The sequence below is a fragment of the Arthrobacter sp. A5 genome (assembly GCF_051131705.1).
In the GTDB taxonomy this organism is placed as follows: Bacteria; Actinomycetota; Actinomycetes; order Actinomycetales; family Micrococcaceae; genus Arthrobacter_M.
In genome coordinates this window covers 910,299-924,437 of record NZ_CP180316.1, presented here as the reverse complement: position 1 = coordinate 924,437, position 14,139 = coordinate 910,299, and the positions used below count along the sequence as shown (strand labels likewise).

The following is a 14,139-nucleotide window of genomic DNA, read 5'->3' as shown; positions in this document are numbered from 1 at the left end:
CGGGGAATCGCTATGAAAAAAACCCTTGCAGCAGTAACTCTTGCTGGCATCCTGACTCTTTCTGCGGGCGCCATGGCCGCGCAGGCAGCGCCGGACGAATATCCCTCCGCACCCGGTGCCACGGTCTCCGCGGGCACCGTAGCACCAGGACAGGCCGTAGTTTTCAGCGGCTCCGGCTTCACTCCCGGTGAAATCGTCGACATCACGGTCACCATGTCCAGCCCGGTTGCCGGTGGCGCCATTGGCTCCGTCGGCGGCATGTCGATGTCCGTTCCGATGATCATCAAGGCCGCTCCGGTTTCGCTGACCGCGACTGCTGCAGCGGATGGCAGCTTCTCCGCCAACGTCCCGCTGGAGCAGACCGGCACCTACACGCTGACCGCAAGGGGCCGGACGTCGGGTGTCACGGTCAGCCAGGTCGTCAAGGTTGTCGCTGCTGCCGGGACCGCAGCCGACGTGACTGGCACGTCAGCTGATGCCGCCGCCGTAGCCGGTGCCGCTAACGGAACCGGCCTGGCCTACACCGGCGTAGACAGCGGCGTGCTGATCTGGTCATTGGCCGGTGCCGGAGCGCTAGCCGCAGGCGTCAGCACCGTGGTCGTTTCCCGCCGCCGCAACCGCACCGCCGTGGACGCATAGCATTTAGCATCAGCAGAAGTGCCCGGAGCCATAGGCTCCGGGCACTTCTACGTCTACGGGGCGGGTCCTGTTCCTGCCCCGTTGCCGATTGTCGAGTCCGTCAGATGGCTGGCATCGGATAACCAAGGAAAGACGATCTGGAGCAATAGGGCCAAGACTCCCACGAGCAGCAGGACCGAGCTGAAGACCCGCAGCCAGAAGGGCCCGGGCAGGTGAGAAAAAATCCACGCGTACACAGTCAGCCCCTCCCCGCCAGAGCCGCCACTTGCCCAGCGATGGCAGCTGGAGCCCCTGCGGATACCGGCCGCCATGATTCCAGCACGGAGTAGGCGATTATCCGCTCCTGTGAGCCGAATCTTGGATTGCAACTCGTCATGGTCAGCAAGCTCTCTTTTGGCTGGACTCCGGGCTGGGTTGGCACCGGCAGCAACACGTCCATCCGGGACGGCAAAACTATTTGTTCATTGCGGAACGCATAGGTGTAAAAGGCATCCTTGGTTTGGATGTAGATCTTGTCTCCAGGGGCCAGTGTGTGGATGTTGTCCAGGACAGCGCCGTGGGTCTGCCGATGCCCCGCGACGGCAAAATTTCCGACCTCCCCTGGCATGGCGGTACTCGCATAGTGCCCCAAACCCAGGGTGTCCAGTACGTCAATGCTGGTGCCCTCGGCCAAGGGACGGCTATAGGTATCGCCGAACCGCGGAATGTAAATGATGCCGAATGTCTTCCCATGGTCCGGTGCCTCCAGTACCGGTGCGGTTCCGTGGGGTTGGGAGGCCGACGGCAGGGGGGCGCCGGGGGGATTGGCAGGGGTTGGTACCGGAGCCTCGCGGGCAAACTGTTGAACTGCCGCGCTCTGGACCGCTCCTGCCGTTAGATTTGTCCACCACAACTCCCAACCGACAAAAAGCAGCGCTATAACGCCAAAGGTCAGCAGCAGTTCGCCGACGACCTGCACAGCCGACGTACGGGCACGGCGGGGAGGGGACTTGTGGCTCCTGCCAGTAACAGCGCTCCGTGATCGAAGCATCTGGGGCATGGACTCTCCTGGATAAAAGGCAGCAGCTGAAGGGACAGCTCATTAAAGACTAACGGTCGCCGCCGATGAAGCACTTACCGCTGGAAAGCACCGGCAGGACGGCGACAGAGACTTGACCGTCACGGATTTTCGCCATGACGCATTGCGTACCGCTGAGCACACCCGCTTCAACCCCGTCCGCTTTGAGACCCGTCGGTGTCCGGCTATCCGACACCTCCGTCATCTCCGGCGCGGTGCCTGCCTGCGCAAGAGCGGCTTCCACCTGTCCGCGGTCCGGCTGCGGGGAGACTTCGGACAACTTGGTCAGTGCCTTCTCCACCGAGAGTTGCATCGCAGAAACAGCGTCGGCTTCCGGACTTGTGGAGGGTGTGTTCGGGCCTACCGTGTCAGGAAGGGAGACCGCGCCGGTGGTGACGGTAGGCGCAAAAGCAGCTGACGGCGAAGCGGCAGAAGGGAGCGCTTTTGTCTGGACCACGTCGCTTCTTGCGCTGCAGCCGGAGCAGAAGGCCGCGATACTCAACACAACAACCACGCCAACGACGTTCATCCGAAATCGGTGTACCAAGCTGGTGCGACACGCGCTCCTGCTGCCCTGAACCATCGCACCATTCTGTCATGCCACGGAGCGCGAATTACGCACCGGCACCCGGGCCACGTCCCCGGCCACGTCCGCGGCAGCGTCCGCGGCAGCGTTCGCGGCGGTGCCGAGCCGTTAGGCTGCGGGATCAGCCGGCAAGGCTTGCGCTGATAATCACGTTCTTACCCCAGAGATCTTCCGTGTAACAGCTCACCAGGATCAGCCGGTTCGGCACGATGTTCCAGATGTCGCTGTCCTTGAGGGTGTCCTTGTCATGGGTGCTGACAGAGTCAACACGATAGGCCAACGAACCGGTGGCCATAACGACCGTAAAGACATCGCCGACCTTCGCCTGGGCGCTGAGGTGGTTGAACGGAGCGTCCCTGCCCTCCCAGCTATGTCCCACGATGTACGTGGTGTTCGCTGAACCGGTGCCCGGCATCCCGTAGGAGGTCAACCAGTACGCATTTTCGGTCAGCGGTGGATCCAGCTCCTGACCATTGGTTTCGGCGTCCGTGGGTGTGAGCGGCAGGACGCTCAGATCGATCCCGACGCTGGGGTAGAACAGTCGCTCCGGCGCGGCGGCAGCCGGCCCTGGCGCCGCCGGTGCTGCCGCCGCCGGTGCTGCCGCCGGCGAAGGATTCGCGGGCCTTGCCGGAACCGGCTGTGTGAGAGGAACGGGAGCCGTTGAAAACGCCGTGGAAGGCGCGGTGGCGGCGACATCCGCGGAAAGCTGGGGAAGAAAAAGGGCGCCAAGCAGGGTTACGAGTATTAACAGCACAACGACGGCCAGCCGGCGCCGCTTGCGGCGTGCACTCAGTTGCGCGGGCCGTTCCGCAGCGTGCGCTTCCTCTTCAGGCATGAACGTGATGGTCCTTAATGATGCCGTGGCAAACGTAGTAGGTGCCTCAGGGGAGCCTGCTGCAATGATCCAGCCGGCGCCCCTGAGGCCATGGAGAGATTAGCTATCGTTTCGTGACTTGCGGCGCATCCTGACGGCCACCAGGACCGGAACTCCGAGGCCTGCAGCGAGCAGACCGCCCAGAGCAAAGATGTTAGCCGGTTCGTCCGCGGACGCACGGGCAGCGGTCTGCACATTCATGCCCTTGTTCGTCGCGACGGGTGCAGCGGCTCTTTCCTTCCCTGCGACGACGGTGGTCCCTGTACCCGCACCGGCGACCCTCGGTGTCACGACCGTCCCGGTTGCCCCGCCGGAGCAGGCAGCGATGGAGGCCTCGAACGCCCGGTGCAGTTCCGCCGTGTCGATCCTCAAGTCCCCCATATCAGCATTCAAGGCGTCGACGGCGGCCATCGCCTGCTGCACAGCAGCTACTGCTGCCGCAATCCCAGCCGCATTTTCTGCAGCCACGTACGCAGATTCGGTCGTGACTGCGGCCGCGGCAGCCGCGGCCTCGGCCTTCTGCGCCGTTTGCAGATTGAGCGCAGCCGTCACAGCCACAGCCGCAGGAGTTCCGGACGTTGCGGGATCCAGCGGCAGCCGCGCCTTCGCGACGTCGGCGTCGGCGGCCTCCAGCGCCGCAGCGGCCACCTGGGCATTCCCTTGCGCCGTCGTCAGGTTGTTCTGAGCGGCCACGCTGGCCGCGACGGCGAGCGCGAGCTTCTGCGCCGCGGCGTCCTTGGGGGCAGCGGGATCGGCCGGCAGGGCGTCGAAGGCGGCCTGCGCCTCGACGACGGCGACGGCGGCAGATTTGGCTGCAGCGTCCGCCGCTGCCAGCTCGGCACCGGCGTTCGCAGCCGCGGCCGCCGCTTTCGTCTGGGCGGTGAGTGCTATGGCCAAGTCAGCCTGCGCCGCGCCGAGCGCCGGCTGCGCTGCCGCGGCCGCCGCCTGGGCAGTCAGCAGATCCGCCGATGCCTTGACCAGGTCCGCCTTGGCAGCCTCCCATGCAGCCCCCGCCGGAGGGGTGTTCGCGAAGGCAGCGGCAACCACAGCCACGCCCGCTTTCTGCGCGTCAAGCACCGTCTGTAAGGCTGTGGCCAGCTGGGCCGTGCGTTCCGATTTCACGCCGGCGTTGGTCAGCGCCGTGGTGAAGCCAGCTTGGGCAGTCGTGCAGGCGCTGGCAGACGGAGCTGCCAGCGGGGGAACCGGTCAAAAAGAGACCGCCGCCCACAAGAGCGGCGGTGGCAGAAGCTGCTAACAGACGATGTGTAGTTCCAGTCAAGATGACCCCTCAGATGCGGGCTGATCCCCCTGCCGACCGGCCGGGGAAGAGGGCGACTCCCGAACGCTCAGCTACCCCCAAGTAGCAACTATCACGGATACGATCACCACGACGGGGAAATTACCGGTTTCCAAGTAGGAGTGAGGAAAAGCGAGTAGAAAGACAAGTAGCAGACCACTCGACGAGAAGCTGTCCTGAACCCCGGTGTGCCGGTCAGCGGGTCGTTACCGCTTGCTGGAGCGCGTCCTCGGCCGCTACCCAGGAGAGCATGGCGCATTTGACCCGCGCGGGGTATTTGGAAACGCCGGACAAAGCCGCGGCGTCGCCGAGGACCTCTTCGTCGGCCTCCATCCGGCCGCGGGAACGCATCAGCTCGCGGAAGTTCTCGATGAGCCCCTGCAGTTCCTTCGGGACCAGCCCCTCGGCCAACTCGCTGAGCACCGAGGCGGAGGCCATCGAGATGGCGCAGCCGGCCCCGTTCCAGCGCACTGCGGTGACCTTACCGCCGTCGACCTCCACGCGCAGGGTGATCTCATCCCCGCAGACCGGGTTCAGCTGGTGGGATTGCCCGGTGCCCGGGAGACCGGGGGCGGCAGCCGTCTGGCTTTCCGGCAGATCTCCCCCGCTGCGCGCCCTGGCATGGTCCAGAATGGTCTGCTGATACAGCGCATCCAAGTCGCTCATACGCCGGCTCCCCTCGTGGTGACGCCGAAATAGCCGCGGATCCGGCCTGCGGCGTCCAGCAGCTGATCCACCTCGTCGGTGGTGTTGTACAGATACGTGCTGGCCCGGGTGGTGGCCGTCAGCCCGAGCCGGCGGTGCAGCGGTTGCGCGCAGTGGTGACCAACGCGGACGGCGATGCCGCGGTCATCCAGGAACTGGCCGACGTCGTGCGCGTGCACGCCTTGCACGTCAAAGGCCGCAAGCCCGGTGCGTTCCCGCCCGGGCTTCGGACCCAGCACCCGGACGCCGTCAATCGCATCGAGCCCGGCAACCAGGCGCTGGCCAAGTTCCGTCTCCCACCGGTGGATCCGGTCCATGCCGGTTTCGCGCAGATAGTTCACCGCGGCGGCCAGAGCCACCGCCTGGGAAATGGGCTGGGTGCCGGCCTCAAACCGCTGGGGGGCGGGCAGGTACCGGGCTTCGGACATGGTGACCGTGGTGATCATGGACCCGCCGGTCAGGAATGGAGGCATGGCGTCGAGCAGCTCCGCCCGCCCGTACAGCGCGCCGATCCCCGTGGGACCGAGCATTTTATGCCCGGAGAAGACGGCGAAGTCCACGTCCAGCGTCTTCAGATCCAGGGGCAGGTGCGGGGCGCTTTGGCAGGCATCGAGCACCACCAGCGCGCCGGCGTTGTGCGCCAGTGCGGTGAGCTCCCGCACCGGGGTGATGACGCCGAGAACATTGGAGACATGGGTGAAGGCCAGAATCCTGGTCCGGCCGGTGATCAGCCGCTCCGCCTCCTCAAGCCGCAGCGCGCCGTCGTCGTCGACCGGAATGAACTTAAGCGTGGCGCCGGTGCGCCGGCACAGCTCCTGCCACGGAATCAGATTCGCGTGGTGCTCCATCTCGGTCACCAGCACCTCGTCGCCGGGCGCCAACGCAAACCGCTGCGCCTGGGAGGGTTGGTTGCCTGCGCCGGAGCGGCTGGCATTCGAGAACGAATACGCCAGCAGGTTCAGCCCGGCGGTGGCGTTGGCCGTCCACACGAGTTCGTTGTCCTTCGCGCCGACAAACCCTGCCACGGTGGCGCGGGCGTGCTCAAAGGCGTCCGTGGCGGCCACGGCCAGTTGGTGCGCGCCCCGGTGGACCGCGGCGTTGCGCTGTTCATAGAATTCCTGCTCCGCTTCCAGCACGCTGAGCGGGTTCTGCGACGTGGCGCCTGAGTCCAGGTAGATCAGCGGCTTGCCGCTGATCTGCTGGCTCAGGATGGGGAAATCGTTGCGGATCCGGCGCACCTCAACGTCATCCAGCGCGGACGCGTCGTGCTGCTGTGTGTCGTGCTGCTGCGTACCGGCGGCGGAAACCAGGGCCAAGAGAGTAGCTCCTCGTCGAATAGGGCATGTTAATGATTCCTAATTGTCGCACCTTCCGGGCACACCGACGGGTTTGGCCGGGGGCACAGGTGGATGTGATTTGATGACTTCACGTTCTGCTCCTGTTTCGGGCTGATCGTGTTTCACGCCAGCCGCCCCACCGGAAGGGTCTCCCATGCCAGTCGCCGCGCCCGCCGGAGCCACGCCGGCCGACCCTGTCGGGGTTCCGGCCCCGTGACCGCGCGCAGGAAGGCCCTCTGCGTCCTGGCCGTCTATCTGGTTCTCCTCGCCCTGATCGCTTTCTGGCCCACCCCCGTGGACCGCCCCGTGGATGGAACGCTCGAGGCATTCCTGCGGTACCTGAACCGACATGGGGTACCGGCCTGGGTCGACTACGGGTTCGTCGAGAAGTCGGCCAACGTCGCGCTCTTTTTCCCGTTAGGCCTGCTCGTCGCGCTGATTCTCCCCCGCCGCCGTTGGTGGCTGGCCATCCTCATCGGCATATGCGCCTCGTGCTGCATCGAACTCGGCCAGCTGCTGTTCCTCAGCGCACGCGTTGCCAGTGTCACCGACATCCTGGTGAACTCCCTGGGCGCCGCCCTGGGAGCGGTATGCGCACACATCTGCGGGCACCGGCTGCGGGCCCGACGGTTGCGCCGGGCCCGGAACCGGAGCCTCAGCGGGAGGTGAGCGTGGCCGAGAGGTCAAACCCCAGGTCTGCCGTTGCGTGGTAATTGAGGTGCGTCTCGGCGGCTATCACGTTGGTGCCGCCGACCAGCAACGACACCGGCACGTCAAAGACCACAGGTGCGGCGTCCGCCGTCGATGTTCGAACGGAGCTTGACGCGTAGGTGTTGATGCTCACCGGCCCGGCGGGCATATTGCGCCGGCCCACTTCCGTGCCGTTGACGTAGACCACGACGCCGTCGTTGGCCACGGTGCTCACCTTCAGCTTGACGACTTTGGCCGGGTCGCTGACGTTGAACTGCCGGACAAAGTATGCCGTTAGCGGGCGCGTACCGGCCGACCCGGTGACGTCGATATTGGTGCCGGGTCCGCTGCCGCCGAACCCGAGCGGCCCCGACCCCGACTTCCAAGCCGTGGCGTCAAAGCCGTTGTCCTTCCACGCGGCGGGCGGCGCCTCCCGCTCGAACCGCCAGTTCCAGGAGGATCTGGCGGGTACGACGGCGGTGTCCACAGGTTGCGGTTCCGGGGCAGGACCGGTGGAGGTCACCGCCACGGCCTTGGCCGCCGTGCCGGTGGCGCCCTGGTCATCGGTGACGGTGAGGCGCACCTGATACGAACCTTGTGCCGCATAGGCATGGCTTGGGGACAGCCCGGATCCCGCAGCGCCGTCACCGAAGTCCCAGGCATACCCCGCAATCGTCCCGTCCGGATCCGCCGACCCGGCCGCGTTGAACTGCACAACCAACCCGGCGCCAGCCCAGCTGAACCCGGCGGTAGGCGACGCGTTCGGCGGAGCGGGCGGGGCGCCGTCGCCCTGTGCCTGCAGCACGGGGGCGCTGGACGAGAGGTTGCCCGCGGCGTCAACGGCGCGGACGAAGAAGCGGTTCTCTCCGCTCTTAGGCACCATGGCGGTCAGTGCGGATGTGGTGGCCACCACCCTGTCATCTCGGAGAATCTGATAGGACACACTTGAGCTGCCGTCCGTTGCGGCCGCCCAGCCAAGGGTGACCGACGCCGTGGTATCGGCCGAGGCAATCACCCGCGACGGGGTGCTGGGCGCTGTGGCATCCGTCTGCGGAAAGCGGGCCAGCCCGCCGGCCCATTTCCGCTCTGAACTTGAGGTCGCTACAAGGCTCAGGTCACCACCGGCCCACAGGGCACCATTGCTGTCCACGGTTGACGCCCAGACGCCGCGGCCCAGCCGCGAGGTCATCCGGGGAGTAAACGACGGCACCACGTCGCCGCTGACGGCATCCCAGGCGCCGATCCAGCCAAATGAATCCGCTTCGGTCCAGTCGGTGCCCAGATTGGCACAAGTGAGCCCAAGCTGGCAGTTGAAGGCATTGGAGTACAACCACTGGTTTCCATGCGACCCCGCGTACACCATTCCCGCCTTGCCGGTGCTGATGGTCTGGAAGTCCCCGTGGTCCACCCCGATGAACCCGGAGAGCCGCGCAAAGGTGGCAGGCGAGTAGGTAAACAGGGAGTGCTGGCCGCCGCCCACCCAGATGCGGCCACCGACCTCTGCAATGGCGTTCTGGTAGTCGCTGCCGGCCTTGTCGCTCCAGACGGGTTTCCAGCTGGGCGTGGCCAGGGGTGCGCCCGCCGATGACCGCACGGCGGCCGCGTGATTGGCCGGGGCCGTTCCGGAGCTGGAGAAGTAACCGGCGGCGTAGAGTCTGCTGCCGTCTTCGGCTGTGTCAACGGCCATGACCGTGCCGTTGAACTCCGGGTTCCAGCCGGTGTCGGGCGTTCCGTCCGCTATCGATACCCGCGCGGCATTCTTCAGATACACCGTTTGACCGGGCCTGCTGCCCCCGGACATATGCGTGAAAGCGCCGCCCAGATACAACCAATTGCCGCGGACGGACAGCGCGCCGACGGACAATGTGCCGGAGGACATCCGGTTCACGGGTTTGACTGACCAGTTGGGCACCGTTGCCCCGGTCACCGGGTCCAAGGCAACGATCGCCGTGGCGGCGGCTCCATTGGCCCATGAGAAGGTGCCGGCCGCCACGATGTTTCCGTTCGGCAGCGCGGTCAGATCCATCACGGAACCATTGAGTACAGGCGTAAAGCCTCGGATCAGCTCGCCGGTTGCTACGTCAAAGGCGGCCAGGAACGCCTGGGGCACCCTGTCCGTGCCGGCTGAGTTCGCCGCGCGCTGGACGGAACTGAAATTGCCGCCCACGTACATCCGGTTACCGCTTTGCACGAAGGCCTGAACCTCAATATCGCCCTCCCGGCTGCTCGCCTTGGGGCCGGCCACTCCCCACGGGCTGTCCAGGGCAGTTGAGCTGGCCACCGGAATGTTGGTTTTTGCCGCCGTACCGGTGTCCGGAATGCGGGTAAACCCCGGATCCGTGGACCGCAGCTGCGGGCGGAGGAACATTTCCGTGTACGGTCGGGCCGAACCGGTCCCGTTGCTGGCGGACCACACATACGTCGAGCCGCTGTTCGTTCCGGCGACGCCGGTTCCGTAGGCGAACCCGGCCGTGTCGCTCTGCGCCTCCGACGCGGACGTGTTGATGTGCCGGTAGGCATTGTCCGGGCCGAAATCGGACGTCAGCCCCCCGCTGCCGCGCACGCCGGTGAAGGAGAACCACGCCACCTTGTGCGCCGCGCCAAAGGTCCACACCCATCTGTCGCCCTTGTCGGTATTGAACCGGGATTCCTGCCACTGCGTACCGGCCGCGTTCATGGCCCTCTTGAGCCGGATTCCGTCGCTCAGGGCGTCGACCCGGCCGTTGTTCAGCAGCGAGTCGATGATCTGTGCAGGGTACTGGGCCGTGGTCCTGGACATCGGGCTCAGGCCGGCGGTCCGCAACGCCGCGGGCGATCCGGTCCCCTCATTGTGGTCGGTCCAGCCCTCGCGGCCTTTACCCACCAGAACCCAGCCCCCGCCGTCGGTGGTCATGTCGCAGTAGAACTGGTCCGGGGCTGCCATGGCGGGCGTCAGCAACCAGTAGGTTCCGTCAGCAGCCGACGGCTTGTCGGTCTTGATTTCCCAGCACGACGACGCCGCAACCGCCGCCGCCGAACCGTCACGTACCACCGCGGCCGCCGGCACGACGGACGGGGCGGCAGTCAGAGCGGCAGCCCGAGTGGACGGCGCTGCCGCCACGCCCGACGGGGCGGCAGCGAGGGCGGACGGAGCTGTAGCCACACCGCCGGCCAGCACGAGTGAGGCCGTGGCCAGCCATCCGACGATTCCGGTAAAGACACGCGCCCTGAACACAGAGAAACCCCTCGCAAATTACGCGGATCCACGGAATATGCGTTCCCCCGATCCGGGCCGGACCTCTGGCCCAGCGGCAGAGTTTCTTCAACGGTAAGTGACGCGCGCGCCGCGGGAAAGCGAATATCGCCGGCGGGACCCCCCGTTTCCGCGCGGCGGTTACCTGCTTCGGTCCCCCCATCACTTGCCGCGTTCAGCCAGACGCCTGGGGATCCGTTGCCCGGCGGTCCGCTGCCTTGAGACGCACTGCCTTGAGACGCACTGCCTTCAGACGCACTGCCTTCAGACGCACTGCCTTCAGATCCCCTGCCCTCAAGCCCAGAGTGGGGACCGTCCGAGGTATTCCGCCAGCTCCGCGTTGTGCGGAGCATAAAAGGCGCCCAGCTCCCGTCGGATACCCTCCGGGATTTTTGACTGCGTGATGGCGTTGAAGGTTTTGGTGTTGGGCAGGGCAAACCGGGGAATCTCGAGGTAATCGGTTACTTTGTCAAAGGTCCCCTGGACGTCAAGATACATATCTTCGCTGCGCAGAACGAGCATCTGCTCCGCTGGGAATGATGCGCGCCAGTTCTGCAGCTGAGGCAGGTAAACTCCCCTGCCCCGGTAGGCGTAGAAGTCGTGCGCCGAACTGTAATAGTCCGGGTCGGCCAGCATTTTCTCTTCTTCACCGGCCAGCCGGTTGTCCTCCGCGGCCAGGGCGGCTTCAAAGCTCAGCGGCTCCACGCCGTTATGCACCCGCTCCTGATAATGGGACCAGGCGCGCTCCACCGGATCCCGCAGCAGCGCAATCGCCTTGACGCCGCTGCAGAGCTGCTGGACCTGCGGTGCAACCCGGGGGTCCCACAGATAATAGGGGGAAGCCTCTCCGCTGACCGGGCCGTACCCCAGCCGTCGCTCGACCATTTTACGGTACATCCCGGTATGAAAATGCGACCGGTACCAATGATCGCCCCGTCCGCGCTCTTTAAAGAAATAGTCGGTGCTCTTGCGTCCGCGCAGCTGTGGAAACAGGCCGAGCACACCGGGATGCATCAAAAGATAATTGAACATTGATGTGGTGCCGCCACGTTTGGTTCCCACGATCAGGAAGTCCGGCACGAGCCGCGAGCCGGCCGTCCGCAGCGCGTAGGCACGCGTCAGCGTGTCCGATGCGTCCTTCAACCATCGCGGTGATGAATCCTTAAGCTGCGACAGGGTTGTCATAATGCCCTCCGGGTTGGTGCCTGGTTTAGAATCAAGTGTTGCAAACGGTGTCCTGAAAAAACGGGTGTCCTGAAACGGGTGTCTCAGACGACGGCGGTGGCGTTGGCCGTCGTCGTCTTACCGCGGCGGGACAGCAATGCCAGGTCGTTCATCCGCAGCCTCTTTCTGTCGATCGAGCACCACAGTACAAGCAGCATGACGGTCATCACCCCGGCGACAAGGCAGGAGACGGTGGTGTTGCCAAGGAGAACTATGGCCAGCACGCTGGCGGGGACCACACAGACGGCGGCGACAAACAGTGCGTAAAACACGCGTTTGGCATCGAAGCGGATCCCAATGAATATCCGCGTCTCGATGGAGGCCATGGCCGCGTCCAGCAGCAGGCTGAAGGCCCACGTTGCAGCCGCTCCGACGATGCCCCAGACCGGCACCAGCACGACGTTTCCTACAATGTTGATCGCCAGGACCACGGACTTGTTGGCGGCCATCCAGCCGCTGCGCCCGCTCATCATCAGCACGGAGTCGACATTGCCTGCCAACAGGGATGTAATGGCGCCAACGCAGAGGATAATCAGCGCCAGGGCGCCGGATTGAAAGCCTTTCCCCAGCCACCCCAAGGCTGTGGGCGCGAAGAACATGAATAGGCCGTAGATCGGGGCTCCCAGGAGGACGATCCAGGTCACCGTTGTTGAGTAGAGCTCCTGGACTGCCCGTGTCTTGTTTTCGCTGAGCAGGGCGCTGAACCGTGGTGAAATGACCATCCGCATCGCCGTGGAGATGATCAGGCCGGCACTGACGAACCTGCTGGCGGCGCCGTAAACGCCCGCCACGCCTGCCCCGGCAATGGCACCCACCAGGATGACGTCGAACCACACGATGGATTGTTCGATACCCGAGGAGAACCATCGGGGCAGGGCGAATTTCCAGATCCGGGTGAAAACTCCGCGGTCCGGCAGCCAGCTGCCCTTGACCCCGCCGCGCCGCTCGTGCCTGCGCAGCCGCATCCACAGTGCCCAGAGTGCGGCGATCATGGCCAGCGGCAACGGCATCGCCCACGCCAGCGCCGCCCACACGGCAGGGCCACCGACGGCGACAACCAGAAGAACGGCCACCGGTCTGGACATCGGCAAGGCGATCGCACCGACCACCGTATACGGCACCACATTCCCCAGTCCGCGTGTCGCGGTCAAGGCCACCATCATGATGGCGGCGAACGGCAGGAACCAGGTCACATCGGAAAGCGCGGTAAGGACCTCCCCCTCGTTCCCCTCCCCGGAGAGACCAAGCTGCGGCAGGACACCCACCAGCAGCAGGGCCATGACGATCCCCACGCCGGCGGTTGGAACGAGCAGCGCCGTGACGGCGCCCCGGATTTTGGAAACATCCGACAACGCCAGCCGGGGGAGGATCCAGATACCGGCCGTATCCATGCCTGTCCTGGCGATACCCAATGCAATGGAGAACACCGCGATTGCCTGCAGGACCACACCGGAGCCGGCCGTGCCGAACGACCGGGCCAGCACCAGAGTCAGGACAAATCCCATGACCGCGCTGGTGCCCGCGCCAACCATGCTGACGAGCCCCCCGCGGGCGGCCTGCCTCGCCTCGTCCGCGTGATCGTGCTTCACGGTACCGCCCTGCTGGATCACCTGATCGCTCATCGTTCCCCCTGTAGTGCCCGCGCCTGTCATGCCCGCGGGTGAGTACGGTGTGTCGTCACCGGCACCCACCGTGTACGATACTGGATCATTGCCATTACCTCTAGCAGATCCGGTGCCGCCACGGAAACGGGCGGAATTGAAGGAGACAGTTCATGTCCGTGACGGATCAACCAGCCGGTAACCGTAAGCGCTTTTGGACCATACTGACAATCGCAGCGCTGTTGGTCGTGCTGGTCGCCGTGGTGGTGGCCGTGCAGCTGGGCCGCGGGCCGGACGGCGCCCAGACCACATCCAATACGGGGACCGCGGCTGCCGGTGGAACCGGCACTGCCGTACCCAGCCCGGCCGGAGCTTCCCCTGACCCATCGGCTCCGGCCGGCACGGCTCCAACCGGCGCGGCTGCCGCCCCCGTCAGTGCTGCCCCCGGCATCGCCATTCCGCCGGCCGATCAGCAAGCGGCGGTGCAGGACATGGACGCCTTCGTCAGCGGCTCGGCAGCAATCATGGCGGCCCAAACGCAGCCGTCGGACGCAGAACTCGCCGCACTGGCCACGGGTTCCGCGTTGGGTTCCCTGCAGGCCGACACGGCGGAGTTCGCCAAGAACGGCTGGCATCAGGAAGGCCAGCCCACCGTGGTATCGACCAACGTGGTGGCCTATGATCCCGCGGCCGCTCCGCCGCAGCTGACCCTGAATGTCTGCATTGACTCCTCCAAGGTCAACATTCTTACGGCGGCCGGAGACGCTGTCCGCACGGGAACGGACAAGGACCGCTCGCTGAATATCCTGACCCTGAACCGTTCTGACGATGGAAAGTGGCTGGTCAGCAGGGTCAGCTTCCCCGACGACCCGACGTGCTGACCCGGCCCGTACCGGG

At 65.5% G+C, this 14,139-nt stretch carries 12 protein-coding genes; 3 read left to right on the top strand and 9 right to left on the bottom strand.

Annotation, left to right across the window (positions count from 1 at the left end; genetic code table 11):
* Positions 1-12: 12 nt before the first annotated feature.
* The gene (locus tag ACLLJI_RS04195; protein WP_434618291.1) at positions 13-639 is read left to right on the top strand and encodes an LPXTG cell wall anchor domain-containing protein; all 627 of its coding nucleotides are present in this window, start codon (positions 13-15) and stop codon (positions 637-639) included.
* A 238-nt stretch (positions 640-877) separates the two neighbouring features.
* On the opposite strand, the gene ACLLJI_RS04190 is transcribed toward ACLLJI_RS04195, so the two are convergent.
* From ACLLJI_RS04190 to ACLLJI_RS04165, 6 genes are all read right to left on the bottom strand, one after another.
* Positions 878-1,678 carry a class E sortase gene (locus ACLLJI_RS04190; protein ID WP_434618288.1) on the bottom strand — a complete coding sequence of 267 codons (801 nt, stop codon included), beginning with the start codon at positions 1,676-1,678 and terminating at the stop codon, positions 878-880.
* Positions 1,679-1,727: 49 nt separating this feature from the next.
* Positions 1,728-2,153 (bottom strand): DUF6993 domain-containing protein, encoded by a 426-nt coding sequence (locus tag ACLLJI_RS04185; protein WP_434618285.1) that lies wholly within the window; start codon positions 2,151-2,153, stop codon positions 1,728-1,730.
* A 250-nt stretch (positions 2,154-2,403) separates the two neighbouring features.
* Positions 2,404-3,117 (bottom strand): class F sortase, encoded by a 714-nt coding sequence (locus ACLLJI_RS04180; RefSeq protein ID WP_434618282.1) that lies wholly within the window; start codon positions 3,115-3,117, stop codon positions 2,404-2,406.
* Between the two features lie 99 nt (positions 3,118-3,216).
* Complete coding sequence (locus ACLLJI_RS04175) at positions 3,217-4,278, bottom strand: hypothetical protein (RefSeq protein ID WP_434618279.1); 1,062 nt, start codon at positions 4,276-4,278, stop codon at positions 3,217-3,219.
* A gap of 370 nt (positions 4,279-4,648) precedes the next feature.
* The gene (sufU, locus tag ACLLJI_RS04170) at positions 4,649-5,119 is read right to left on the bottom strand and encodes a Fe-S cluster assembly sulfur transfer protein SufU (protein WP_434618276.1); all 471 of its coding nucleotides are present in this window, start codon (positions 5,117-5,119) and stop codon (positions 4,649-4,651) included.
* Positions 5,116-6,474 (bottom strand): cysteine desulfurase, encoded by a 1,359-nt coding sequence (locus ACLLJI_RS04165; RefSeq protein ID WP_434618273.1) that lies wholly within the window; start codon positions 6,472-6,474, stop codon positions 5,116-5,118. The genes sufU and ACLLJI_RS04165 overlap by 4 nt, the downstream gene beginning before the upstream one ends.
* Positions 6,475-6,708: 234 nt before the next feature.
* On the opposite strand from ACLLJI_RS04165, the gene ACLLJI_RS04160 reads away from it, so the two are divergent.
* Positions 6,709-7,164, top strand: coding sequence for a VanZ family protein (locus ACLLJI_RS04160; protein ID WP_434618270.1), 456 nt, complete (start codon positions 6,709-6,711; stop codon positions 7,162-7,164).
* On the opposite strand, the gene ACLLJI_RS04155 is transcribed toward ACLLJI_RS04160, so the two are convergent.
* The 3 genes from ACLLJI_RS04155 to ACLLJI_RS04145 form a co-directional block, all read right to left on the bottom strand.
* Positions 7,151-10,399 carry a PKD domain-containing protein gene (locus tag ACLLJI_RS04155; RefSeq protein WP_434618267.1) on the bottom strand — a complete coding sequence of 1,083 codons (3,249 nt, stop codon included), beginning with the start codon at positions 10,397-10,399 and terminating at the stop codon, positions 7,151-7,153. The two genes, ACLLJI_RS04160 and ACLLJI_RS04155, sit on opposite strands and share 14 nt — an antisense overlap.
* Before the next feature lie 312 nt (positions 10,400-10,711).
* Positions 10,712-11,602: a sulfotransferase domain-containing protein gene (locus ACLLJI_RS04150; RefSeq protein WP_434618264.1), complete on the bottom strand. Its 891-nt coding sequence runs from the start codon at positions 11,600-11,602 to the stop codon at positions 10,712-10,714.
* A gap of 83 nt (positions 11,603-11,685) precedes the next feature.
* Positions 11,686-13,263, bottom strand: coding sequence for an oligosaccharide flippase family protein (locus ACLLJI_RS04145; RefSeq protein WP_434618261.1), 1,578 nt, complete (start codon positions 13,261-13,263; stop codon positions 11,686-11,688).
* Between the two features lie 152 nt (positions 13,264-13,415).
* Between ACLLJI_RS04145 and ACLLJI_RS04140 the strand changes: the two genes are divergently transcribed.
* Positions 13,416-14,123 (top strand): hypothetical protein, encoded by a 708-nt coding sequence (locus ACLLJI_RS04140; RefSeq protein WP_434618258.1) that lies wholly within the window; start codon positions 13,416-13,418, stop codon positions 14,121-14,123.
* Positions 14,124-14,139 lie beyond the last annotated feature (16 nt).

Excerpts from the sequence above, each read along its gene's own strand:
- ACLLJI_RS04195 (WP_434618291.1), top strand. The coding sequence starts at position 13 with ATGAAAAAAACCCTTGCAGCAGTAACTCTTGCTGGCATCCTGACTCTT.
- ACLLJI_RS04190 (WP_434618288.1), bottom strand. The coding sequence starts at position 1,678 with ATGCCCCAGATGCTTCGATCACGGAGCGCTGTTACTGGCAGGAGCCAC.
- ACLLJI_RS04180 (WP_434618282.1), bottom strand. The coding sequence starts at position 3,117 with ATGCCTGAAGAGGAAGCGCACGCTGCGGAACGGCCCGCGCAACTGAGT.
- sufU (WP_434618276.1), bottom strand. The coding sequence starts at position 5,119 with ATGAGCGACTTGGATGCGCTGTATCAGCAGACCATTCTGGACCATGCC.
- ACLLJI_RS04150 (WP_434618264.1), bottom strand. The coding sequence starts at position 11,602 with ATGACAACCCTGTCGCAGCTTAAGGATTCATCACCGCGATGGTTGAAG.
- ACLLJI_RS04145 (WP_434618261.1), bottom strand. The coding sequence starts at position 13,263 with ATGAGCGATCAGGTGATCCAGCAGGGCGGTACCGTGAAGCACGATCAC.
- ACLLJI_RS04140 (WP_434618258.1), top strand. The coding sequence starts at position 13,416 with ATGTCCGTGACGGATCAACCAGCCGGTAACCGTAAGCGCTTTTGGACC.